This window comes from Massilia sp. CCM 8734 (genome assembly GCF_011682155.1).
GTDB lineage: Bacteria > Pseudomonadota > Gammaproteobacteria > Burkholderiales > Burkholderiaceae_D > Telluria_A > Telluria_A rubra.
Genome location: NZ_WHJI01000012.1, coordinates 90,561 through 112,834 on the forward strand (window position 1 = coordinate 90,561; position 22,274 = coordinate 112,834).

At 62.0% G+C, this 22,274-nt stretch carries 21 protein-coding genes and 1 pseudogene; 10 read left to right on the forward strand and 12 right to left on the reverse strand.

The window, feature by feature from the left end:
• The first annotated feature begins 64 nt into the window (after positions 1–64).
• From F2P46_RS13445 to F2P46_RS13455, 3 genes are read left to right on the forward strand one after another with little or no spacing between them, the layout of a single operon-like run.
• Positions 65–844: an enoyl-CoA hydratase gene (locus tag F2P46_RS13445; RefSeq protein WP_166890150.1), complete on the forward strand. Its 780-nt coding sequence runs from the start codon at positions 65–67 to the stop codon at positions 842–844.
• Positions 845–1,525, forward strand: a complete 681-nt coding sequence (locus F2P46_RS13450; RefSeq protein WP_166890153.1) for a hypothetical protein — start codon at positions 845–847, stop codon at positions 1,523–1,525.
• A 2-nt stretch (positions 1,526–1,527) separates the two neighbouring features.
• Complete coding sequence (locus tag F2P46_RS13455; protein WP_166890155.1) at positions 1,528–1,833, forward strand: hypothetical protein; 306 nt, start codon at positions 1,528–1,530, stop codon at positions 1,831–1,833.
• Between the two features lie 227 nt (positions 1,834–2,060).
• Here the strand turns inward: F2P46_RS13455 and F2P46_RS13460 are convergent, their stop codons facing one another.
• Positions 2,061–3,182, reverse strand: a complete 1,122-nt coding sequence (locus F2P46_RS13460; RefSeq protein ID WP_166890158.1) for a hypothetical protein — start codon at positions 3,180–3,182, stop codon at positions 2,061–2,063.
• 206 nt (positions 3,183–3,388) lie between these two features.
• Between F2P46_RS13460 and F2P46_RS13465 the strand changes: the two are divergent.
• A pseudogene (locus tag F2P46_RS13465) lies at positions 3,389–3,559 on the forward strand (enoyl-CoA hydratase-related protein); the annotation flags it as partial.
• A 107-nt stretch (positions 3,560–3,666) separates the two neighbouring features.
• Here F2P46_RS13465 and F2P46_RS13470 read toward each other — a convergent pair.
• The 3 genes from F2P46_RS13470 to F2P46_RS13480 form a co-directional block, all read right to left on the reverse strand.
• Positions 3,667–5,013, reverse strand: a complete 1,347-nt coding sequence (locus F2P46_RS13470; protein ID WP_166890161.1) for a hypothetical protein — start codon at positions 5,011–5,013, stop codon at positions 3,667–3,669.
• Positions 5,010–6,389, reverse strand: coding sequence for a hypothetical protein (locus F2P46_RS13475; protein WP_166890163.1), 1,380 nt, complete (start codon positions 6,387–6,389; stop codon positions 5,010–5,012). The genes F2P46_RS13470 and F2P46_RS13475 overlap by 4 nt, the downstream gene beginning before the upstream one ends.
• 235 nt (positions 6,390–6,624) lie before the next feature.
• Positions 6,625–7,053: a hypothetical protein gene (locus F2P46_RS13480; protein ID WP_166890166.1), complete on the reverse strand. Its 429-nt coding sequence runs from the start codon at positions 7,051–7,053 to the stop codon at positions 6,625–6,627.
• 359 nt (positions 7,054–7,412) lie between these two features.
• Here F2P46_RS13480 and F2P46_RS13485 point away from each other — a divergent pair, with 359 nt between their 5' ends.
• From F2P46_RS13485 to F2P46_RS13495, 3 genes are all read left to right on the forward strand, one after another.
• Positions 7,413–8,210, forward strand: coding sequence for an alpha/beta fold hydrolase (locus F2P46_RS13485; RefSeq protein ID WP_166890169.1), 798 nt, complete (start codon positions 7,413–7,415; stop codon positions 8,208–8,210).
• Positions 8,210–9,163, forward strand: coding sequence for a helix-turn-helix transcriptional regulator (locus F2P46_RS13490; protein ID WP_166890172.1), 954 nt, complete (start codon positions 8,210–8,212; stop codon positions 9,161–9,163). The genes F2P46_RS13485 and F2P46_RS13490 overlap by 1 nt, the downstream gene beginning before the upstream one ends.
• A gap of 221 nt (positions 9,164–9,384) precedes the next feature.
• Complete coding sequence (locus F2P46_RS13495; RefSeq protein WP_166890174.1) at positions 9,385–9,690, forward strand: hypothetical protein; 306 nt, start codon at positions 9,385–9,387, stop codon at positions 9,688–9,690.
• A 125-nt stretch (positions 9,691–9,815) separates the two neighbouring features.
• Here the strand turns inward: F2P46_RS13495 and F2P46_RS13500 are convergent, their stop codons facing one another.
• Entirely contained in the window at positions 9,816–10,190 is a 375-nt protein-coding gene (locus F2P46_RS13500; RefSeq protein ID WP_166890177.1) for a hypothetical protein, read from the reverse strand.
• 370 nt (positions 10,191–10,560) lie between these two features.
• On the opposite strand from F2P46_RS13500, the gene F2P46_RS13505 reads away from it, so the two are divergent.
• The gene (locus F2P46_RS13505; protein WP_166890180.1) at positions 10,561–11,565 is read left to right on the forward strand and encodes a haloacid dehalogenase; all 1,005 of its coding nucleotides are present in this window, start codon (positions 10,561–10,563) and stop codon (positions 11,563–11,565) included.
• Between the two features lie 15 nt (positions 11,566–11,580).
• Here the strand turns inward: F2P46_RS13505 and F2P46_RS37040 are convergent, their stop codons facing one another.
• Positions 11,581–12,348: an FxDxF family PEP-CTERM protein gene (locus tag F2P46_RS37040; protein WP_208296613.1), complete on the reverse strand. Its 768-nt coding sequence runs from the start codon at positions 12,346–12,348 to the stop codon at positions 11,581–11,583.
• A gap of 356 nt (positions 12,349–12,704) precedes the next feature.
• On the opposite strand from F2P46_RS37040, the gene F2P46_RS13515 reads away from it, so the two are divergent.
• A complete protein-coding gene (locus F2P46_RS13515) occupies positions 12,705–13,685 on the forward strand; it encodes a hypothetical protein (RefSeq protein WP_208296614.1) in 981 nt (326 codons plus the stop codon).
• 7 nt (positions 13,686–13,692) lie between these two features.
• On the opposite strand, the gene F2P46_RS13520 is transcribed toward F2P46_RS13515, so the two are convergent.
• Positions 13,693–16,302, reverse strand: a complete 2,610-nt coding sequence (locus tag F2P46_RS13520; protein WP_166890183.1) for a hypothetical protein — start codon at positions 16,300–16,302, stop codon at positions 13,693–13,695.
• Between the two features lie 116 nt (positions 16,303–16,418).
• On the opposite strand from F2P46_RS13520, the gene F2P46_RS13525 reads away from it, so the two are divergent.
• Complete coding sequence (locus tag F2P46_RS13525; RefSeq protein ID WP_166890186.1) at positions 16,419–16,817, forward strand: hypothetical protein; 399 nt, start codon at positions 16,419–16,421, stop codon at positions 16,815–16,817.
• A gap of 28 nt (positions 16,818–16,845) precedes the next feature.
• On the opposite strand, the gene F2P46_RS13530 is transcribed toward F2P46_RS13525, so the two are convergent.
• The 5 genes from F2P46_RS13530 to F2P46_RS13550 form a co-directional block, all read right to left on the reverse strand.
• Complete coding sequence (locus tag F2P46_RS13530; protein WP_229509261.1) at positions 16,846–17,388, reverse strand: cytochrome b/b6 domain-containing protein; 543 nt, start codon at positions 17,386–17,388, stop codon at positions 16,846–16,848.
• Positions 17,375–17,647 (reverse strand): PepSY domain-containing protein, encoded by a 273-nt coding sequence (locus tag F2P46_RS13535; protein WP_166890189.1) that lies wholly within the window; start codon positions 17,645–17,647, stop codon positions 17,375–17,377. The genes F2P46_RS13530 and F2P46_RS13535 overlap by 14 nt, the downstream gene beginning before the upstream one ends.
• A 38-nt stretch (positions 17,648–17,685) precedes the next feature.
• Positions 17,686–18,369, reverse strand: coding sequence for a Fe2+-dependent dioxygenase (locus F2P46_RS13540; protein WP_166890192.1), 684 nt, complete (start codon positions 18,367–18,369; stop codon positions 17,686–17,688).
• Positions 18,363–19,499 (reverse strand): alpha-hydroxy acid oxidase, encoded by a 1,137-nt coding sequence (locus tag F2P46_RS13545; RefSeq protein ID WP_229509262.1) that lies wholly within the window; start codon positions 19,497–19,499, stop codon positions 18,363–18,365. The genes F2P46_RS13540 and F2P46_RS13545 overlap by 7 nt, the downstream gene beginning before the upstream one ends.
• Positions 19,500–19,598: 99 nt before the next feature.
• Complete coding sequence (locus tag F2P46_RS13550) at positions 19,599–21,932, reverse strand: TonB-dependent receptor (RefSeq protein ID WP_229509263.1); 2,334 nt, start codon at positions 21,930–21,932, stop codon at positions 19,599–19,601.
• Positions 21,933–22,274: the final 342 nt, after the last annotated feature.

Consider the following 22,274-nt stretch of genomic DNA (forward strand, 5'->3'; position numbering starts at 1 on the left):
ACCCTATAGTCATCAAGGGCGCTGTGGCTTATCCCCGGCGCCCTTTTCACTTTTTGGAGAGCACATGGATATTTTGACGAGCAAGGCCGACGGCATCCTGACGATCGAATTCAACCGCGTCGAGCGCAAGAACGCGATCACCGGCGTGATGTACCAGGCCATGGCCGACGCGCTGGTCGACGCCGAGGGCGATGACGCGGTGCGCGCGATCCTCATCGTCGGCAAGCCGGAGATTTTCACGGCCGGGAACGACCTGGACGACTTCATGAAAAATTCGGCGCCGGTCGAAGGCGTGCCGGCCGAGATGCGCCCGGTGTTCCAGTTCATGCGCGCGCTCTCGGGCAGCAGCAAGCCGTTGGTGGCGGCGGTGTCGGGTGCGGCGGTGGGCATCGGCACTACCTTGCTGATGCACTGCGACCTGGTCTACGCGGCCGACAACGCCAAGTTTTCGATGCCGTTCTCGCAGCTCGGACTGTGCCCCGAATTCGCATCGAGCCTGCTGCTGCCGCAACTGGCCGGTTTTCCGCGCGCGGCCGAAAAGCTGCTGCTCGGCGAAGCGTTCCTGGCGCAGGAAGCCTACGACATGGGCCTGGTGTCGAAGGTGCTGCCTTTGGCGGAACTGCGTCCGTATGCGGCGCGCCAGGCGGCCAAGCTGGTGGCACTGCCGGCCGCCTCGATCCGCGCAACCAAGTCGCTGATGAAGCGCTCGCGCAATGCGGCCATCACCGAGACCATGGGCGCCGAAAACGCCTTGTTCGGCGCGATGCTGCAAGCGCCCGAAGCGAAGGAAGCATTCACCGCGTTCTTTGAAAAGCGCAAGCCGGATTTTTCGCAGTTTGCGTAATTGAGCAAGATCTGCGACATGTGCGGTGTCGGCTCGCCAGCCGGCGCGCCATGCTGCAGCGGCTGCGGCATGGAGTTCGGTGCTGATGATGCCTGGGACGAGGTGCCCGCGCTGCCCGCCCCAGAGGGCGCCGGCCAGGACGCTTGCCTGCTGGTGAGCTTGCGCGAGTTTCTCGCCGGGGGCAGGTTCGGCGGCGTTCGACTCGGCATGAATAAGGACGAGGTAATGGCGCTGGCCGGTCATCCGGCCATGTTTGGCAGCGGCCCCGGGGCGGAACGGGAGTTCGATCCGCAAGGCGTCTGGATGAACGGAAAAACCACCTTCTGGTTCAATGCAGGGATATTGGAGCGCATTGGCGTGTACTACACGCTTGCGTATCCCGCCAATAAAGCCATTGTTTACGATGCGCCATTTCCCCAAGCTGGTGCCGGCGTGGCCTCGCTTCGCTCCTTCATGCAAGAGCATGGTATCGGTTTCGCCCACCGGCCCGATGTTCCGGGAGCTTCCCGCGATAGTTTATGGACCGCTGGCGGCGTTGAGATCGTCGTCGTTAGCGATGGCGCAATCGGCAGTCTCGTGTATCCGCCCGTGTTGACGGGACGCGCCGGCAAGCGATTCGCTGACGAACTGCCCGCGCAGACCGAAACGCGATCATCCCGACTAGTCCGACACAGGATTTAAACATGAAAAATACACTATTTGTTTTTCTGCTGGCGGTATCGACGGTTTGCCATGCGCATGAGACGGCGCGCCTTCCCAAGGACGTCGTTAAATTCATGGAGCGGCGCGATGCGTGCGATCACTTCAGGGGCGAGGCCACGAATGTGGACGATAGAAAGCGGCTGGAACAAATCATCCGGAAAGCCAACAGCCTCTGTCGCGGCAGCGATAGGCAGTTGGCAAAACTGCGTAGGAAATATGCGGAAAATGAAGCAGTAATCAGCAGGTTGAAGGAGTACGAAGATACCATCAACGCTCCGGCCCAATAACAGTGGGCCTGGCGCTCATACTGCGATGCCGATCGCCCTGACGGGTCTCCCGCACAAGCAACAATATAGTGGTAGCGAGCCGGTTGTGCCGATCCATGGGCGCCGAAAACGCCTTGTTCGGGGCGATGCTGCTGGCGCCCGAAGCGAAGGAAGCGTTTTACCGCCTACTTTGAACAGCGCAAGCCGGATTTTCGAAGTTCGCCTGACCCCGGCTGCTAGCCCGGCTGCTAGCCCGGCTGCGCGTCGAACAGGAATTCTTTGACTTTCGGATTGCCCTGGCGCCACAGGACGTTGTCGATCAGGTAATGATGCACATTGATGAAAATCCATGCGCAGGCAAGCGACAGGGCGACGCCCTGGCCTGGCATTTGCCCGGTGCGCGCATAATCGAGCACCCAAGGCAGTATCCAGAAGCCCAGGCCGCCCAGCACCGCGCCGGTGACCACGAAGCCGGCCAGGCGCGCGCCGCTCCACCGGCGCGCGCGCGCCTGGTTGGACGTGTATTTCGACACGACGGTCAGGTATTGCAGGGAATGGAAAAAGGGAATCACGAGCAGGAAAGCCGGTTCCGTCCAGACCAGTCCCAACCAGACATACAAGGTGATGAAATAAGCGAGCAGTCCGGCGGCAGGCCATTGTTTCCAGGTGAGCTGTTGGGCGCGCCACTGGCCCACGCAGCGGAACACCGCGAGGCCGCACCAGACGGTGGTCAGGCTGGCCACCCCGCAGGCGAGCATCGTCAAGGCGGGCGGCATGGCGTAATTCACGCCGAATACGCCCCAGAGCTGTCGCCCCAGGGTGCCGCCGCTGCCCAGCGTCCATGCGGCGCCCCAGCAGGCATACGCGTTGATCAGCAAGGCTTTGCGGGTTTCGGCGGGCCAGTAGCGCTTCTTGAGCGCACCGTCCATCATGGCCATGCCGAAGCCTTGTTTGACGTAGTGCCAGCCGACCAGCAGGCCCATCGCTGTCAGGCTCAGTGCCAGTACCAGGCTTTGGCCGTTGACCGATAACAGCGCGCCCGTGACCAGGCAGGCGGCCAGCGCGACCGGAGCGATCACGCCGGCGATCATCCAGCGGCGCCGCAAGTCCGGCGGCCAGCGGCCTTCCCTGACGTCGCTCCAGGAGCCATAAAACATTTGATATGAAAAAGCAAAGTGCGGGTGGTTGACGAGGTTCGCCAGCCCCAGCATGATCACGCCCAGCGTGGCCAGGCCTTCCTTTTCCAGGTGCATCATCTGCAGCACGAGCAAGGCGAACAGCGATCCGCCGCCCAGCAACATGACATCGGCCCATGGACTGAACAAACCGCGCGCGGGTTGGGGGGGCTGGCCAGTGGCGGTGATATCCATCGAAAGGGCGGTAAAGGTGGGCAAGGCGGTCAGGTTAGCACTAATATTGCACGCTATCAACGAACAGGGCCGCGTAGGCGTCTGCAAACAACACAGTGTTGTTTTTTATATAATTCGATGCGCGCGCGGCTGGAGTTGGTACATGCGCTGGCGGCGCTGGGCGGCACGACATTCTCTCTCCAGCCAGGCAATTGTCGGCCCGGTCGGCGGTGTCGGGTGCGGCGGTGGGCATCGGCACCACCTTGCTGATGCACTGCGACCTGGTCTGCGCGGCCGACAACGCCAAGTTGTCGATGCCATTCTTGCAGCTCGGACTGTGCCGCGAATTCGCATCGAGCCTGCTGTTGCCGCAGCTGGCCGGTTTTCCGCGCGCGGCCATCACCGAGACCATGGGCGTCGAAAACGCCTTTTCGGCGCGATGCTGCTGCGGGTTTTTCGACGTTCGCCTGAGCGCAACGGAGGCGGCCAGCCGCCTCCTGCCGCGTTATTGAACGGTGCGAACTTCCACGATGACGGTGCCGATATTGTCGCCATGAAAGCAGTCCGCGACCCCGAGCAGCATCCGTGTGGCGCCAGGTGGAATTTTTACCCTGCGCCATTCGCCGTCGGCTATCCGGAAATCCTGTGCGATATCAATCGCCGTGTTGTCATGACACTGGGTCAAGGTAATGTCCGGCATAACTTCCGGCGTGGTGCCGGCATCGGTTCCTGCTATCGGCGACGGTCCGATAAAGCCTAAAGGTCCGTCGAATACCGCCGTGGCGCCGTTAGCGGTCGATGGGTTGCCCCAATAGCCGCTGTACTGCCAGCTCCCGGACGAGCGTACTTCCAGGATGTCGCCATTCTTGTAGTGGTGGCTGGAGAGATCGAAGCGTACCGGAGGTAATGTTTGTGGGAACGAAACGGGTACCCCGACCTCTACAGTCCAGCTGCCCCGTGAATCGACGGCGATACAGTTGGCACTTTGGCTGAGCTCTTCGATAAAGCGGTCCAGGATATTTCTGATGTCTCGGTAAGGCTGATGCCCCTTGAGCATATAGACGTCGATAAAACTGTGGCCGATGCCGTTGTTGACGATGTCGGTGAGCCTGGTGTTACCCGGAGGAGCCCCGGTGCCGGCAAGGCGCGCCGCCGCAACGACCAGGTCAAATTCATTTGTGACCCATAAGCGATCTTTCCCGATTGCGGCGGGCGGGGCGACATGTAGCAGACGTAGACCATTGCTGATATGCAGTTCGGATAACCTTTGCTCGATCGCAGCGCTGATCGAGGTGGCAAAGAGATTGCCTTGCGAATGCGGCAGAAGAAGGATTTTGGCGCCCTCGTTGACGAGGCGCAGCAACTCGGTCTTCATGGCATTGGCCACGCCGGCGGGGTTGGCTGCCGCCCACTTCGCTTGCAGCTGAATCAGAAGCGCACGATACGTGCTCAGTAGATCGTGGGGCGGGTAAGCATAATCGGGGAAGTAACTCACCATGCGCAACGCGAAGAGAAGTTCCCCCTTGGTTTTCCATGTCGGGTCCTGCAGGACGACTTGCCGGATCGCTTCGTACAAATCAGCAATAAATCCGCCTGTGGGATTGGACAGTCGAGGATAGAAAATCGGATGTTCAGCCCCGACTTTGTCTGTATACGATGGCCCGTATTCTTCGACAACCCGCAGAAAGTGATGCGTGTGCGATAGCGGGTCGGTATTGATGCCACTAATCATCCCTATTGCGATCTTGCCGGGCGCGGCGGTGCACATGGTTTGCTGCGCGTCGACCGCCGGGCTGAAGCAGAGTGCCGATGTCAGCGTCATGAAACACAGGAGTTTGCCGATTGTATTCATGGCAGCTCCTCCTGTTGGCAAGCACCGCTCAGCGGTATTGCCGGAAGGCTGACGCCTTCCAGCGCAGTCATATACCGTGTCAATGCTTGCAGACGCAAGTCGGTGTTGAACGTTGCCGCCATCAGTGTGTTGTTGATGCGCGCGTAATCGCGGCTGCGGCTCGCAACGCAGCTGGCGGCACGCTCAAGGGCGATCTGGGTGGTTCGCGCTTGATCCGCAGTGATGGCGGCAACCGCCGCTTTCTGTAGCTGCCTGGCGACCTCGGTGGCAGCGCTACGAATGCCCGGATCGGTAAACAACTCGGTGACCACGCGATCGATATCGTCGCGCACACCATTGCCATCATGGTCGATTCCCGCCATGGAAACGCCGTGGTCTAGTTGGCCCAATGCCCCTACGGGCGCGGCACTGATTGTCCAGTGCAAGGCAGAGGCGTTGAACGGCTTGCTTCGATCATGGGTAATCGTAATGGTATCGTTCAATTCTTGCGTGATGCCTGAAGCGACATTGCCTGCTACAGCGAGCCCATCCTCGATCTTGCTACCCTCGCCAACGCTGGTCAGATGGATCTGCACATCGTTGAGTGCGGAATTGCCATTCTTGATAGTGACCTTGTAGATGTAGCGAAATTCCAGTCGCGATATCCGCTCCTCGCGCAGTTTGCTTAGTGCAGTAAGGCCGGCGCCCGGAGGGGCAATGTCGACGGTTCCGATCCCGGTACCGGTTTCCATGGTCGCCAGCAGTTCACGCGCAGCAGGGTCGGCGGGAGTATTGGTGTCCGGATTGCCACACCCGCTCACACTGCCGACAACGAGTGCCACTGCCAGCGGTTTGCGCCATATGTTCCGCCTTGCCAGGACAAGCGCCAGTCCGGCTATCAGCATCAGCGGCATCGCAGGCTCGGGCACGGATGGTGTGATGTAGCTCGGCGTCAGATCGCCCGAAAATACCGCTCGGTACTGCGCATCGAGGATATCGAATCGGAGGGCGCCGGGCCTGGTCGGCCCAAGATAGTCGACCATGAGCGAGAAGCCATCCTGATGGCCACCACTTGCCACCGCAAAAGTGCGGTTGAGGACGACTGAGTCGAACAAGCCCGGTGCTGGCAGGCCAAGGTCGCGTGATATTGCCAGCGTATCCCATCCGGCCGGCGAGGCGCGTAGCTGGAGGGCGCCAAATTCATTCTCGGGAAAGTAGAGTGAAAAATGTTCGAGCGGCAAGGCGTCGTTGCTATTGATCAGGTTCAGCTCAAGCAACCACAATCGGGAACCGAGCTGGGCGTAGGAACCTTGCATGATAGCTGCCTGCGCAGTACTAATCAAAAATGATAGCCATAGCACAACGGTGTACGGCATCGACGGCATGATTTTGCTCATTTCATCTCTCCAGGTAAGTACGCCAGTCGTGGCGTTGAAATACCATCTTGTCACCGTGTACAGTCCCCAAGAAGGATGCAGATGCATCACAGCGTGTTGGCCTTCTGCCGTCACCGCCGCTGCGCCTGTCCAGCCAGGTTTGCAAGGTGCCGGCATTTGGCTGTCGTTTCCGCTAAGCGCTGTCTTCCGATGCGCATTGTTAAGATGAACCACGGCCATCAGGGCGCCGGCCTGCTTAGTCGTTCGAGTACTTTACAATTTGCGCGTTCACTTCACATTCGATTGAAATGGTCTCGCCTCTGAGGACCGGACCATATCCGGAACCGCAATCGGCATGGGCGCGCACGCTGTAACGGTAGGGGACTTTTACCTTGACCTTGTAGCCATCCCGGCTCTCGACATCAATTTCCTTTTCTGCGACGTCGAATATTTCGCGATACGCCTTCTTGGGCGCCCATCCGCTGATCTTGCTCACAGTGAAATTTTTGAAGAAGCGGTCACCCGTGGCTTCAAACGTTTGCTCTTTTCTTATTTCCGTTCCACTGTCGCTGGTGCACTTTTCTTTGCCGGCATCAACGTTGTACGGACCATATGCCGATACGTTGTCAGCCGCGTACAAATCAAACGACAGTGAAGCCAGTAACATTGCAAGATGGGTTTTCATAGTGCCCTCCATATTTTTCCGGCCCGACAACATGTGCTGATTTCCGCTTTGGCCGAAGTGCGGATGTTGTAGGCCACCATCCTGTCAGCGGAACAGGGTTGCGGAAAGGATGCAAATGCATCACAGTCTTGAACGATCCTCAAGGCACGTCGGAAAAAACGGCAGAGGCATGACCTACTTCGACTATTGACGCTTGTCGCGGTAGGGATCATGGAGTTCAGTCCCCCCTGCGAAAAGCGATGCGATTTTTGTCGCCCGGAGGCGGAGGAGCGGTGGCGTGCATTGCGCCGCAGACGCTGATGTACGTCAAACTTTCACATGTATTTCCACGCGTAATTGGCGACGCGACAGGAGGTCTCTTGGCTGACGCAAACGATGTCCCGACAACATTATTCCTTCACGGAGGCCCCGGCCTGTCGGCCATCGCCGAGCGGACCAGGCTGGTAATGCCGTGCCCGGTCGATTGGTGGGAGCAACCGCGCGCCCACGAGGGACAAACTGCCCCGTACGCTTGCTTGCTGCGGGAAGCCGAACAAAAATTTACATCCATGTGCGCTGCCAGCGCAGCACCGATCCGTTTGCTCGCCAGTTCGTTCGGCTGCATGTTGGCGCGGCACCTGGCCGCGCGTTTTCCTGACGCGATTTCAGTCATCGTCCTGCTGGCGCCTACTTTCGATCCGCAAGCGTCCTACCGTCGTTTTGCGGCGACCTTGTTGGATACGTCGCCATCGCCGGCGCTGCACGCAGCGTATGAAAGTTGCAAGTCGAACTCGGCAACAGCGGCATTCTGGGATCTCGTCGCCGCGATCCTTGCCACGCCAAGGTTTTCCGACTCTTACTGGTCCGTTGGAGCAATGCCAGCTCGGCGTCAATTTGCCGCTTTGATGGCCGATAGCGCGGGATTTGATTTTCCCACCTACCGCCTGGTGCTCGACGATTTTTTAACTACTCCGCCACCATCCGGGCCAAGCCCTTACCGCGGGCCGGTGACTGTGACAGTGGGCGCCAGCGATCCGTATGCGACGCTGGAACGCACTAGGGCGGAAGTGCACCGTTACTTCCCCCAAGCTCAGCTTTCGCTGGTTGACGCCGGTCATTTTCCTCACCTTGAGCTAGCCCCCGAATTCTGGCTACCGCATGATTTCGCGGAACAGTGATGGACCTCAATACCTATTTGCTCGGCCTGTACCGCGCTACTCACGAGCTAGCACCGGATCAATTCGTGAAATTCGCATTCAACCATACTGGCGCCCTGCTCAGCTTCGACTCCGCGCGCTTGATGGCGGTGGAAGTGATCGGTTCCACGGGACAGGTCCACGCGGCGATGACGCACAATGAACCGGACAGTCTTCATCTGGACTGGGAAGCGATCAGTAAGCAGGACACCGTTTTGCGGGCCGTAACGGCGGCGCCAGGAAAGGCATTCAATTTCAATGCCCGCTACCTGTACGCGGAACCCGAACAGCTGGTCGTGCGCGACTATGCCACGCGTTACTCTCACGAAAATGGTCTGGTCATTGCGGCCTTAAATCCGGTAACAGGCTATTGGGATGGCCTGTCGCTGTATCGCGCGCGCAGTGCTGACCAGTTCTCAAAAGACGAACAGACGCTGCTGGAATTGATCGCGCCCCATCTGCGCCAGGCCGTCACCCAAGCCATGCAGCATCATGGCGAGATGGCCGAGCCGTCCGACGCCATTGCCATCATCGGCGCAAATGGCGTATTGAAATATTGTAGCCCGGCCTTTGTCGACCTGGTTCGCGTGGAATTTCCGGACTGGCGCGATCACAGCGTTCCCGCTCCCATCGTTGCGGCGCTGAGCCAAACCGGGGTGCAGTCGTTTTGCGGCGCCAAGGTAAAAGTCAACGTGCAGCGGTATGGAAGCCTGTTGTTCGTGCGGGCCGCCAACAGCTGTCCACTTGCCAGGTTGAGCACCCAGGAACTGAAGGTCGCGCGCATGTTCAGCGCGGGATACTCGTACAAGGAGGTTGCGCAGAAGCTGAACTTGGCGCCCGCTACCGTGCGAAATGTCATCCAGCGCGTCTATGCAAAGCTCGACATTTGCGGGAAGGCCGAACTCGCTACCCTTGTTTCACACGCTACTATATAGGAGCGCTAGCGCGCGATCTGACACCGGATACCACGGTGCCCTCCGCTTTCGTTGGGGAACTTTGTTGATCGTCGACGCTACGGGCGAACTGTGGTGATCACCACAGGCCCGAGAACCGGCCTCAACAAATCCCTGGGCAGCGTCGGAGCAAGCTACGGTGTCATCAAATTCCGTGGGCCGAAACGGGGTGATCGCCGCTGGTCCGATACAGGATTATAGGCATGAAAAATACCATACTTGTTTTTCTGTTTGCCGCATCGACCGCTTGCCATGCGCATGAGGCAGCACGTCTTCCCAAAGACGTCGCTAAATTCATGGAGCGGCGCGATGCCTGCGATTACTTCGAGGGCGAGGTCGCGAATGTGGACGACAAAAAGCGGCTGCAAGACATCATCAGGAAAGCCAACAGCCTTTGTCGCGGAACCGGCAGGCAGTTGGCGAAGCTGCGCAAAAAATACGCGGCAAACGCTGCGGTGATAGGCAGCTTGAAAGATTACGAAGATGCGGTCAACGCTCAGGCCAAATAGCAGTGGGCCTGCCGCGATGACCCGCTTGCTCGCATACGCCTCGGCAGACGCATTGGCGACGCCATCGGACGTCGCCTGTCGTGCCACGGCCGCATTTTATCGGCCTCGCGCCAATTGCATCTCTTTTATGGCCAGGCAATCGTCGGCCCGTTCTGGATCGAGCGCACCAGGATCGGCGCCACGTGCTGGATGTTGTCCCAGTTGAAGTGATAGCGGTCCATGGTCGCCGGCGAGGCGATGTGGCGCTTGACGCTATTGTCGATCAGGTACACCGCGGCGTCTCCCTGCGCCTGGGCCAGCACGGCCCCGTGGCTGAGCGCCACGCCGGTATCGATATTGTTCAGGTGCGGGTCTTGCACGATGCCGTTCCAGCTGCGGAACAGGTTGTTGTACGTGGCCGGATCGGGAATGTGCCGCTTGCGGCCCTGGTCGATGAGGTAGACTTCCGGCGCGCCGGGCAATTGCATCCGCAGACCGTTAAGATCGTTTCTGATAGCCATGATGTTCCCCTGAAGGATTGCGCCGCAAGCGCGTTGCCAGCTCCCCGCTGAAAACCGCGCCGTTGCGGCAAGGCGGCCGGAATCGTTCTGGCGAGGAAGATCCAGGCGCCGCGCTGGCATGATCGGTCTGCCGGCACGCCGCTGGCCGCGACGGGCGCTGCGCCTGTTCGGCCAGCGTACAAGGACAGCGCTGGCCGGCGCTTGTGTCCGCTCAAGCGCGGGCTTGCTCCGGCGCGATCAGGGCGAGCTTTTTCCCGCTGCGGCAAGACGCGGCTCGCTCCGCACAGCGCCCGGCAAAGTTGACGGGTTACAATCTGCCGCTGTGGCATTCTCGCCATCCCATGACGCTGTTCACCCAGAGGAAACCTGCATGCCGACCTTCGTTGCGCGCTGCCTGGCGATTGCCTGCGCTGTTACCGCCTTGCCCGCCGTTGCCGCCTGTCCCGACTACATTACCGCCGCCCATCCGCCGGCGCTGGCCGGACCCGTCAAAAAGCCCTTTGCCAGCGTCGTCAACCATGTCCTGGCCGCCAGGTATCAGCCCTGGCACATGGCGCACGACGCCATCGTCATGGCCGGAACGGCGGCGACCATCCGCGCCAAGTTCGATTACGATCCGGTGCTGCACAAGGACCTGGAAGCCGAGCGCGTTCACGTGTATCTGTATGGAACCGGGATGGCCGGCTGGCGCCACGTGGGCAATTACCTGACCGACAGCGACGGCAAGATCGACGTGCCGCTGGGCACGCAGCCGGTGGGCGAGTATGTCGTGCGCTTCGTGGTGGAAGGGGACTTGAGCAGCACCAGCGGCTACCTGAGCGTGGTCGAGCCCGGGCGCGACACGATCGTTTTCGATATCGACGGCACCCTCACCACCAGCGACTTTGAAGCCTATGCCGATTATGCGGGCGTGAAGACCGCCACGCCGTACCGGTACGCGCCGGAGATGGTCAACGCCTGGCGCGACAAGGGCTACCAGTTGATTTTCCTCAGTGCGCGGCCGTACTGGGTGACCAGGGATGGACGCGCATGGCTCGGCATCCAGGGCATCGCCCCCTGGCATTACCACAGCAATCCTTACAACGGCGGCCCGGTCCCGCCCGATACCCAGAAATTCAAAGGCGATTACGTGCGCCATTTGCGCGATGCGGTCGGCCTCAATATCGTGCGCGTGTACGGCAATGCCCTCACTGATATCGGGGCCTACGCGGACGCCGGGATGGCCAAGGCCGATACCTATATCATCGGGCCGCATGCCGGCGTCGCCGGCACCAGGCCGGTTCACGGCGAGTATGGGGAGCACTACCGCCTCTTGGTCGAACCGGCGCCGCTGGCGCGCTGCCGGGCCGATGCGACCCTTCCCGCGCCATCCTGACCGCCTTGCCGCCTGTTACCTGGCGGCTTTGCGGCGGCGGGCGCACCAGCCCACCATCGCCAGGCCGGCCAGCAGCATGGCGTAGGTTTCCGGCTCAGGCACAGCCGAAATGACCGCTGCTACGTTGTTGGTCTCAAACTCGAGATGGCCATAGCCATCGGTTCTACCTGACTCCAGATATGCGGAAATAGTGTACGTTTTCGTGCCGGTCAAGCGCGCGTAATAGGATTGGTAGAACGTCATTTCTTCACCGGGAGTCTGGCCTTCCTGGTCACCCAGCCTGCCCTTCAGGCTGAAATACGCCCATCCCCGCGAGTCGATGGCCGGATTGGATACGTCGTTGCTGACGGTGCCGAGCGCGGAAATGATCATCCCCGTGTTCGGGCTCAGCCTGAATCTTTCGAGGTGGCTGGTGCTGGCCTGCATGGTGCCCCTGGTCGGCGCCGTGGCGTTGGCTAACGTTGTCGAACCCCAGTTGCTTGCATCTGTACTGGTGCTCGCGGTGCCGCCAGCGTGGCTCGCCGAGGTGTTACCCAGGGTGCCGATGCTCTGGTAAGTGAGTTTCCCGGTTTGCGCGTCGGTGAAGCTGCTGGAGCTGCTATCGTCCCGTTCCGTAAAAAGAATGCTCGGGGAGATGTTGTCGGTCAGGTCCAGGTCGACCAGTTGGTAGGAGAACTGCGAAATGGAGGCGGACGTGCTGATCGATTGCGCATGGGCGGAGCCCGTTGCGATCGCCGCAGCGGCGAGGACGCAATAAGCGAGCTTGGAAGAGGTGTTGGACATGGACGTGCTTTCGCTAGATGGCTGCCGGGTATCGGCTGGCTCGCCTCAGTATAAACCTGTCAATCATGGCATATTATCAATAACATATATGCATAGTGAATTTTGTTGTTTTTTGTTCAATAAGATCGTTGCCGAGCGTTTATTCGGGAACATGTATTACCGGGTGTATGGCGCCGGCGCCGCAACCGGGCGCATCCGTTCACGCGATACAACACTCATCCTTGTTTTTTGAGCATCGCCGGCAAAAAAATGACAATGTCATTTTGGAAATGCTCACGGCAGGGTAATGTTGGCAGGTCACAAACGACAAGTTTGCGTCGTCATCTGATTATTCCAATCATCCTGCGGAGACCTCCATGTTGAAACCCGTTGCGCCTTGTATTGCGATTGTCTGTGCCTGTTCCGCCCTGCCTGCCGTAGCCGCCTGTCCCGATTACACCACCGCGGCCCATCCGCCGGCCTTTTCCGGGCCGGAGAAGAGAACGTTTTCAAATTTCGGCAACACCATCCTGTCCGGCTTGTACAAGCCCTGGCACATGGCGCATGACACCATCGTCAAGGCGGGAACGGCGGCGAGCATGACGGCTAAGTTCGATTACGACGCCGTGCTGCACAAGGATCTGGAAGGCGAGCGCGTACACGCGTACCTGTACGGGACCGGCATGAGCGGCTGGCAGTATGTCGGCAATTACCGGACCGACAGCGATGGCAAGATCAACGTGCCGCTGGGCGTGCGCCCGGTGGGCGACTATGTGGTGCGCTTTGTTGTTGAAGGCGATTTGAGCGGCACCACGGGCTACCTGAGCGTGGTCGACGCCGGGCGCGACGCGGTGGTGTTCGATATCGACGGCACCCTCACCATCAACGATTTCGAAGCCTACGCCGATTACGTGGGCGTCAAGACCGCCACCGCGTATTACTATGCGCCGCAAGTGGTCAACGCCTACCGCGAGAAGGGTTACCAGGTGATTTTTTTGACCGCGCGGCCGTACTGGGTCACCAAAGATGGCCTGGAGTGGCTCGATATCCAGAAGGTCGGACGCTGGCACTACCACTCCAACCCGTACGGCGGCGGTCCGATTCCGCCCGATACGCAAAAATTCAAGACCGATTACGTGCGCCATCTGCGCGACGTGGTGGGCCTGAACATCGTGCGCGCCTACGGCAATGCGACCACCGATATCGCGGCGTATGCCGACGGCGGCATCGCCAAGGCCAATACCTACATCATCGGCCCCAACGCGGGCGCCTCGGGCACCCAGCCGATCCATGGCGAGTACGGTTCGCACTTTTCGTTCGTGGTGACGCCGACCCCGGTGGCGAGCTGCAAACGCTGATGCGGCGTCAGTCGGCAGGGGCGTAATTGTCCCTGTCGTGCCACACGCCGTCGTCCCACCAGTGTTCGGCCAGGACGATGGCGACATCGTAAGCGTCGTCGTCGTCATGGCGATAGATATCAATGCCCAGAGAGGCGGCTATCGCCTCGTCGAAGGCGTGAAACGCGCGCAGCAGCGCCGGGCCGGCGTTCGGCGGATAGACCCAAAAGCAGACCAGGCGGTCGCGTTCATCGATCGCGAGCAATTGGCGCGCCAGCACCCGGCCGGTCGCGTCGCGCGCATACACCACCTGCTTGTTGGCGTCGAGCAGGCAGGCCACGGCGGAATAGTCGCACAAGCCGCCCAGGCCCAAGCAACTGCCCACATGGGTGCCCAGCATCAGGATGTCGAGCGGATCGCTTGCCAGTGCAAGCCAGGCGCCCGCGCTGCCGTCGACGCCCACGCGCAATGCGCTGCTTTGCCATGCCGCGGCATCGATGCGCGGATGACGCGCGAACCAGGCGCGGTTGAGCGGGTGATCGAGATACGCCCCGGCGCGGCCCTCGGCCTGCTCGCGCAGGAAACGGCGCAGTCCCTTGCGGTTGGTGTCGATGCCGGCCGCCAGGCGCACGGCATGGCTGGCTGCGCCCGATCGGTCATGCAGCTTGAACGGCTGGTCGATACTGCGCACGATTGCGTGCTCCAGCGCCGCCAGCAGCACGTGCGGCAAACGCGACATGCCCACCCGGCAGTGGCGCGCGATCTGCATCTGGCTCAGGACGACGTTCCCTTCGAAGTGCTCGCGCAGGCGGCGTGGCACCGGGCTGTTCACGCCGGCGTCGATGCATAGCCGGTACAGCATGCGGCAGGCGTCGTAGGGCGCCAGCTCGCTCCAGCGCGTGGAAAACCACACTTCATGCCCGGTCTCGGACAGGAACTGGCGGCGTCGCTCCCAAGCGATGTATCCCAGAAGCCGCGCGACGCGCATCAGGCTCTGTGGTGCCACGCTAAAGCTGCGCATGGTGAAGGCAGGCCAGCATCGCGCGAGGCTGCCCAGGCCGCGTCCGATCATCTTGCCATCGTCCTCGCGCCGGCAGGCCCGTTCCACTGTCAGCCAGGTGCGCTCGCCGGCGGCGGCCAGTTGCTGCCAGCCCTCCACAGGAAAGGCGTCGGCCATGCTGGAAAGCGGATGTCCAATGTCGATGTCCGCTGAAAACGGCGGGCTGCACAGCCACCGCTGCAAGTGCGCCAGGTGCGCCACGCTATCACGCAAGGTGTCGCCATCGTCCCAACGGTTCGCGTAGTCGCTCACCATGCGCACATATTTTTCTTGCCACGCTCCCGACAGGGCGATCAGGTCGGCGTGCCAGATCGGAAAAATCGCAAGATGGGCGCGCCAGCGCTTGTCGTTTTGTTTTTCTGTCTGATCGTCGTCGTACCACACCGTGCTGGTAAAGACCGACAGCCAGGTGTCCGCCACGCCGGCGCTGAGCTTTTCCCAGCAGGTGGCGCGCAGCACCTGCGCCAGTCCGGGTGTGCTTACGCAGTCTTCCCAGAGATGCATATTCCAGTAATCGCCATCCGGGCCAAGCGTGACGCGCATGCGAGCAATATCGCTGACACGAAAGTCCGGGCACGCTTTGGCCACTCTCAGCCTGGACGTCAACTCGTCGGGGCGAAAAGGATAGACCCTCTGACTGGCCAGAAGGCAGCCTTCCAGGGTGTACGTCACGCTCACCCTGCGCTGAAGGTTCTCGAGCACGGCGTTGAGGTAAGCGGCAAAACAGTCGTCGTCCACGTCAAGCGCATCGATCGCGGCCAGTTGGCTTTGGTCCAGTGCGCCGGGCGCCAGCAGATACGCGCGCTGTTTCAGCAGCGCTGTCAAAAAAAGCAACTGGCGCGACGGTCCCAGCACGAGCGCCAACGTTGGCCATGCATGCGCGTGCGGCGCCAGCGCGCACAGCGTTGCCGGCAGCGCCAGCGCCGGCCCATTTGCCGCGCTGCCCAGTGCGCGCCAGAGTTGCAGCCATGCCAGCAGATCGGGCAGGGGACGCGTGCGCAGGCGCCATACAAACGCGCGGCGGAAAGCGTCGGGGACCGCCGGCCACGGACCCGCGCCGTGCGCCAGCAAGCCGGCCACGGTCGGCACACGATCCGCGCCGGCGGCATGCGCGAGCGGGGCGCCATCGGCTGTGAGAACAGGCAGGCGCGCGTGGTCGTGGCGCGCCAGAAAGCCATCGAACAGGCGGTCGTCCGCCAGCCACGCGGCCAGGTTGAGAGCCGGGACGGCCGGTTTCGGCGGCTGGAATTTGGTGCCGCGAAAAGCACGCGGGTGGGCCGCGCTGGCCATCGGGCGCGGCGCCGGCGTGACGCGCTGCGGCATGGGCGCGGCCGTGTCGTCCGGCTCCGCTAGCGTGGCCCAGAATACGCGCCACAACGCTGGCCACGCCGCATCCAGGCTGCGTGCCGCGCACACGGCTTGCCAGTCGGCCAGCAAGGCATCGCGCTGCCGATACTGCGCGACGGGCAACTCGTCCAGCGCCATGCGGCGCACGACTGGCGACTCTGCGCCTGCGGCAGCGTCGGCCTCGACGACCCACGCGGACAAGCCGCCGGCGCTGCGTATCAGCGTGAGCAATATTGCCTCTTTGATTAACATTGCATCAAACATATCACGCGTGGCATACTGGTACCCATTGAAAGTTATTCCTTGGCATGGAAAGGCAGGACAGCGTGCTCACACCGAAGACAATATTGAAGAAACCCCTGGCTTGCGCGAGCATGGCGCTGGCCTGTCTGGCGGGCTTGTGCGCCATGCCTGGCGCGCACGCCGCCGACAATACAGGCCACGCCGCCACCCTGGTCAGCGGAAACACGATGTCGGTGACCAACCGCTTCGGTCCGAGCGAAATCTATTTCGACCCCTCCGGACGGGCTCGCCACACTGCCGGCGACACCGTATCGCACGGATCCTGGCGTGCCGACAAAAACCTGGTTTGCAGCACCGCCGATCCCACGCCCGCGCGGGTGACGCCCGAATATTGCCTCGACCTGGCAGGAAAAGAGCTGGGCAAGGCATGGACCGGCAGCGATCCGAAAAACGGTAATCTGGTGTTCCTGCTGACGCCGGGGGACAAGAACGCGCGCCCTTAAGCCGATGTCAAGGTGAGCGCGGGCCTCGTCAGTCCTGGTCGCCTTCCGCAGCAGGCTTCTTCTTGCCGGTAATCATGGCCAGCACCAGGTTTTCGCGGTGCTGCCAGCTGGTGAAGATTACGCCGGACACATGCAGCACCACCAGTCCCACCAGGGTCCAGGCGATGGCCACGTGCACCTGCACCGGCCAGGCATATCCCCACAGCAGGTCGGTGCCCAGGGCCCATCCGCTCAGGGCCAGCAGGGCGACGCAGGCGAGCAGGGCCAAAACCATGGCCCCACCGAGCGGATTGTGGCCCAGGTGGCGCGCGGCGCGGCCCTGCGCTACCGCGTGCAGGTAGCGCACCGTGGGACCCGGCGCGCGCACGAACTGCGAGAAACGCGCGTAGCGGCTGCCGCCAAAGCCCCACAACAGGCGCGCCGCGACGATCGCCGCCGCGCCATAGCCAAGCCAGCTGTGCGCCACGCCGGTCTGGTCGCTGGTCCACCACGCCGCCGCGATGGCCGCGACAAGCGACCAGTGCAGCAGGCGCACCGGGACATCCCAGACGGCCAGCTTACTTTTCTTCAACGCGGGCGAAGGTCACCGGGTCGAAAAACGCTTCGATGCGCTTGCCCTGCGGGTCCTTGGCATACACTTCGTAGCAGCTCGCGGTCGCTTCCATGCGGCGCACGACCCAGCCTTCCTTGGTCAGTTTTTCGTGCAACTCGGTGTGCGGCTTCCATTCCGCTTTCGGACGGGTGGTGCATTTCACGTCCCCGTGAGCCCAGGCGCCGTTGACGGCAAAGGCGAGCACGAGTGGTACCAGTTTGGCGAAGGTCGAGGTCATATTGTTTCCTTGTTCAGATTGAAAATACGGATGAAACATCAGGTCGCCGCCCAGCGGCGCAGCAGGTTGTGGTAAATCCCGGTCAGCTTGAGCAGGTTGCGGTCGTCCGCCGCCAGAGCCGGTGTCAGGTTCTGGATCGCCTGGTCCAGGTCGAACAGCAAGGTGCGCTCGGCCTCGTCGCCGACCAGGCTTTCTATCCAAAAAAACGAGGCCACCCGCGCGCCGCGCGTGACCGGCGTCACCCGGTGCAGGCTGGAAGCCGGATACAGCACCATGTCGCCCGCGCCCAGTTTGACGGCCTGGACGCCGAATTCGGTGTCGATTTCCAGCTCGCCGCCGTCGTACTCGTCCGGCTCGGCCAAAAACAGGGTGGCGGCCAGGTCGCTGCGCAGGCTCAAGTGGGTGCCGGGAATCTGCATCACAGCACTATCAACGTGCGTGCCATAGGTTTCGCCGACACCGTAGCGATTAAATTTTGGCGGATAGATCTTGCGCGGCAGCGCGGCGGCAATGAACAGCGGTGTATTGCCGAGCGTGCGCAGGATATGGTTGCCCAGGCTGACGGCCACTTCGGCGCCATCGTCGATCTGGGCATTGTTCTTGGCCGAGCGCGCCAGGGTGCCGGCGGTGGCCGCGCCATCGCGCCAGTCGGCCTGGTCGAGGTAGGCGCGGAACTGGCGCACCTCATCCTTGCTGAGGATGGCGTCGAGGACGGTCAGCATGGCAAGTCCTGGCGCCGCAGCAGGGCGCCGCCGTCGATCTCGCCGACGGTGGCGCAGCCGGCCAGCGCCATGCACACTTCGAGTTCTTCGCGCAGCAGCTTGAGCATGTGCGCCACGCCGAGCGCGCCGGCCACGCTGAGCGCGTATATCTGCAAGCGCCCGACCAGCACCGCGTCGGCGCCCAGGGCCAGCGCCTTGAACACGTCGGCCCCGGAGCGGATGCCGCCATCGAAGAGCAGCGGGAAAGCCGGTCCGATGGCGGCGCGGATGGCCGGCAGCACGTCCAGGCTGGCGGGGGCGCCGTCGAGGGTGCGCCCGCCGTGGTTCGACACCACCAGCCCGGCCACGCCGATGGCGCGCAGGGCGATGGCGTCGTCGGGATGGAGCACGCCCTTGACCAGCACCGGCAACGTGGTTTGACCGAGCAGCCAGCGCAGGTCGTCCCAGCTCGGCGCGCTGCTCATGATGCCCTGGAAGATGCGGCTCTGTTCGGGCGCGAGCGAGGGCGTCGCGGCCGGGGCGTAGCCGCGCAGGTTGGCGGCCACGCAGTCGGCCGGCATGCGAAAGCCGGCGCGCAGGGCGCGGTTGCTGGGCACCTGGATCGGGGCGTCGAGCGTGACCACGATGGCCGTGTAGCCGGCCTGCACGGCGCGCTTCAACAGGTCTTGCGTGTCTTCCCGGCGCAGCTGGAAGTACAACTGGAACCAGCGCTGCGGACCGGCGCCGCGCGCCACGTCTTCCAGGGTGCAGGACGAGAGCGTGCTACTGATCATGCAACTGTCGACCGCGTGCGCCGCGCGCGCGCTTTGCAGTTCGCCGGCGCTGTGCGCCAGGTTCTGGAAGGCCACCGGCGCCAAGAAGATCGGATGGGCGAACTGCTGCCCGGCCACGGCGACGCCGGTGTGGCCGGCGCCGACGTCGCGCAGCAGGCGCGGATAGATGTCCCAGCGCGCGAACGCGGCCAGGTTGGCGGCCACGGTCAGGTCGCGCCCGCTGCCGCCGGCCACGTAGTCGTAGCTGGGCGCGGCCATGAAGCGCTGCGCCAGCACTTCATAGTCGGCGGCGCAGCCGATGTCGGCGGGGATCTTGCCCAGAGGCGGCTGGGGGCCGGGGAAAGGTGGTGTCATCATTAAATGAAAAATGCCGGGGGTTACCCGGCATTGTAGCGAACTTGCGCGCCACTCAAGACACTTGAAGCGGACACTTGAAGCGGCGCGCGCTTGCCGTTCTTACAGTTCGTAGTTCAGCGCCACGCGAACAGCGCGCGCGTCACCCTTGTACAGGAAGGCGCCCGAGCGGTACACGGCCGTGAAGTAGTCCTTGTTGCCGACGTTGAGCACGTTCACGCGCAGGTCCAGCTTCTTCGAGAAGCGGTAAGCGGCGAACGCGTCATACACGGTGAACGACGGCACCGGCTGCGAGCACTGGTTGTCGGCGGTGTAGCCGGCGGCGGTGTCGGGCTGGCCGCCGCAACGGCCGCTCTCGTAACGGGCCACGGCGCCGAACGAGAAAGCGTCGGTCAGCTGGTACTTGGCCTGGGCCGAGAACGATTTTTCGGCAAAGTTGGCCAGTTCGCGGCCGATGCCCACTGGGCTGGCCGAACCGGTCACTTTCGACTTCATGATGGCCGCGCCGACCTGGGTCGACAGGGCTTCGGTGATGTTGCCGGTCAGGCCGAATTCGATCCCCTGCACCTTGTTCTTGCCGGTGTTGAAGGTGCCGACGGTGTCGTAGTTGGCCCCTTCCATCACATCCTTCTTCTTGGTCTGGAAGAGGGCGGCGGTGGCCAGCAGCTTGTCGTCAAGCAGGTTCCACTTGGTGCCCAGTTCCAGGTTGATCGAGGTTTCCGGCTTGGCGCCGGCGATCTTGTTCTGGTACAGCACCGCGCCGCCGTAGCCGCTGTTGGTGCCCGAATCGGCTTCGCCGCCGTTGATGTCCTGCGAGCTGGCCGCGCTGCCGTAGACGATCAGTTTCGGCATGACCTTGAAGCTCACGCCGGCGTGGCCGTTGACCAGGGTGTCGGTGTAGCTGTACTCGCCGGTGACCAGGTTGGTGGCCGGGGTGCGGCGCGCCAGCGACAGGTCGAAGCGGTCGGCGCGGATGCCGGCGAACGCCGTGACGCGGTCGGTCAGGTCGACCGTGTCCATTGCGGTCAGCGAGAAGGTCTTCACTTGCCAGTCCTGGTTCCAGCTGTTGCGGGTGCTGCTGCGGCCGGCGAAGTTGGTCAGGTCGGCCACCGGCACGCCATTGACGTCGTTGAAGCAACGCGCATTGTTCGGGCCGACGGCAACCGCGCTGCGGCAGTTGAAGGCGCCGCTGTTGGCGACCGTGAAGTTGCCTGAGACGACTTGATGGTCGGTGTATTCGGCGCCGAAGATGAATTCGTGCTTCATGCCCATCAGTTGCTTGTCCCAGCGCAGATTGCTCTGGTGCGCAAAGTACTCGACATCCTGCCAGCCGGTGTGGCCGCCGTCGAGCGCGGCGCTCACGAATGACTTGGTATTGGCGGCGCTGTCGCCGACATAGCGGGTGCCGCTCGAGGCGCCGGTGGTGACGTAGGCGTTGTTCGACTGGCCATAGCGGGTCAGGCTGGTCAGGGTCAGGTCGGGCGCCAGTTTCCAGTTCACGCGCGCGGTCATGGTGTCCACGTCCGAGCCGAGGAAGTCGTTCGACTGGGCGTACACCGGCACGTTGGTGGCCGGTATGCGGTTCGGCACGGCGCCGACCAGGAAGTGACCCAGGTCGGGCAGCTTGTCGTCGGTGCGCAGGGCGTAGTAATCGAGCGTGACGGCCAGGTCCTTGTTTACTTCCCACAGGCCGGAGACGGCCACGCCCTTGCGGGTGCGGCTCGATGGCTTGCGGTCAGGCACGTCTTCGTCGCCGTACAGGACGTTGGCGCGCAGGGCGAAGTTGTCGCCGAAGCCTTTGTTGAAGTCGGCGGTGACGCGTTTGTGGCTGTCGGTGCCCACGCCCACGGTGACGCGCTGGAAGTCTTTGTCCAGGGTCGCTTGCTTGGTGATCGCGTTGATCGCGCCGCCGGCGGTGCCGCGCCCGGCGAAGCTCGAGTTCGGGCCTTTGGAAATTTCGAGCTGCTCGATGGCGAAGCTTTCGCGGGTGGTCATGCCCGGGTCGCGCAAGCCGTCGACGAAGACGTCGCTGCGCGCTTCCTGGCCGCGGATGATGTAGCGGTCGCCGAAGGCATTGCCGTTTTCGCCGGTGCCGAGGGTGATGCCTGGCTGGGCGCTGAGAATTTGTTTGAGTTCGGTCATGCCCGAATCGTCGATCGCGGCCTTGGTGATCACCGAGATGGTCTGCGGCGTTTCAGCCAGCGGACGGGTGTGGCGCGAATCGCCCGAGGTCTTGGCCTTGTACGGCGCGCCGACTTCGGCGTTCGGGTTCGGGTCGAGGTACTTGCCGTAGACGACGACGTCGGGCAGGGTCTTGCTGTCTTTTTCCGATGGCGCGGCGGCCACCGTCTGGGCGCTGGCGCCGAACGGCATCATCAACAAGGCACTGGAAATGCCCATGGCAATACTGGTTTTCTTCATGGTATTGAACGTCATGTCGCTCTTGCTACGAAGGCTTTTTGGCTGTTGCGATTGTTGGTGCTTCAAGATGAACTCCTCAGATAGATTCGCAGGATTATAGCCAAATCTCACAGAAGCGTAAACGTTAATCAATCTCATTTGCATTCAGAGTATGTACATTGCTGTTGCGCAAATGATGCAGTTAGCATGGGAAAGGGCGGCGGCGGCGAGGTAGCGCCGGTGGTCCTTTAGTCGTGCAAATAATGAAAAATTGCTGATATACTATTAAATAATTGCCAATATTCAATTTGCATATCCGGCTTGCCTGCGTATGTACGTTAGCTGTTCAGCCATTACCACACACTCGTCAGCATGCCT

Excerpts from the sequence above, each read along its gene's own strand:
- F2P46_RS13480 (WP_166890166.1), bottom strand. The coding sequence starts at position 7,053 with ATGAAAACCCATCTTGCAATGTTACTGGCTTCACTGTCGTTTGATTTG.
- F2P46_RS13505 (WP_166890180.1), top strand. The coding sequence starts at position 10,561 with ATGCCGACCTTCGTTGCGCGCTGCCTGGCGATTGCCTGCGCTGTTACC.
- F2P46_RS13500 (WP_166890177.1), bottom strand. The coding sequence starts at position 10,190 with ATGGCTATCAGAAACGATCTTAACGGTCTGCGGATGCAATTGCCCGGC.
- F2P46_RS13490 (WP_166890172.1), top strand. The coding sequence starts at position 8,210 with ATGGACCTCAATACCTATTTGCTCGGCCTGTACCGCGCTACTCACGAG.
- F2P46_RS13455 (WP_166890155.1), top strand. The coding sequence starts at position 1,528 with ATGAAAAATACACTATTTGTTTTTCTGCTGGCGGTATCGACGGTTTGC.
- F2P46_RS13470 (WP_166890161.1), bottom strand. The coding sequence starts at position 5,013 with ATGAATACAATCGGCAAACTCCTGTGTTTCATGACGCTGACATCGGCA.
- F2P46_RS13515 (WP_208296614.1), top strand. The coding sequence starts at position 12,705 with ATGTTGAAACCCGTTGCGCCTTGTATTGCGATTGTCTGTGCCTGTTCC.
- F2P46_RS37040 (WP_208296613.1), bottom strand. The coding sequence starts at position 12,348 with ATGTCCAACACCTCTTCCAAGCTCGCTTATTGCGTCCTCGCCGCTGCG.
- F2P46_RS13445 (WP_166890150.1), top strand. The coding sequence starts at position 65 with ATGGATATTTTGACGAGCAAGGCCGACGGCATCCTGACGATCGAATTC.
- F2P46_RS13535 (WP_166890189.1), bottom strand. The coding sequence starts at position 17,647 with ATGACCTCGACCTTCGCCAAACTGGTACCACTCGTGCTCGCCTTTGCC.
- F2P46_RS13540 (WP_166890192.1), bottom strand. The coding sequence starts at position 18,369 with ATGCTGACCGTCCTCGACGCCATCCTCAGCAAGGATGAGGTGCGCCAG.
- F2P46_RS13460 (WP_166890158.1), bottom strand. The coding sequence starts at position 3,182 with ATGGATATCACCGCCACTGGCCAGCCCCCCCAACCCGCGCGCGGTTTG.
- F2P46_RS13550 (WP_229509263.1), bottom strand. The coding sequence starts at position 21,932 with ATGACGTTCAATACCATGAAGAAAACCAGTATTGCCATGGGCATTTCC.
- F2P46_RS13545 (WP_229509262.1), bottom strand. The coding sequence starts at position 19,499 with ATGATGACACCACCTTTCCCCGGCCCCCAGCCGCCTCTGGGCAAGATC.
- F2P46_RS13495 (WP_166890174.1), top strand. The coding sequence starts at position 9,385 with ATGAAAAATACCATACTTGTTTTTCTGTTTGCCGCATCGACCGCTTGC.
- F2P46_RS13475 (WP_166890163.1), bottom strand. The coding sequence starts at position 6,389 with ATGAGCAAAATCATGCCGTCGATGCCGTACACCGTTGTGCTATGGCTA.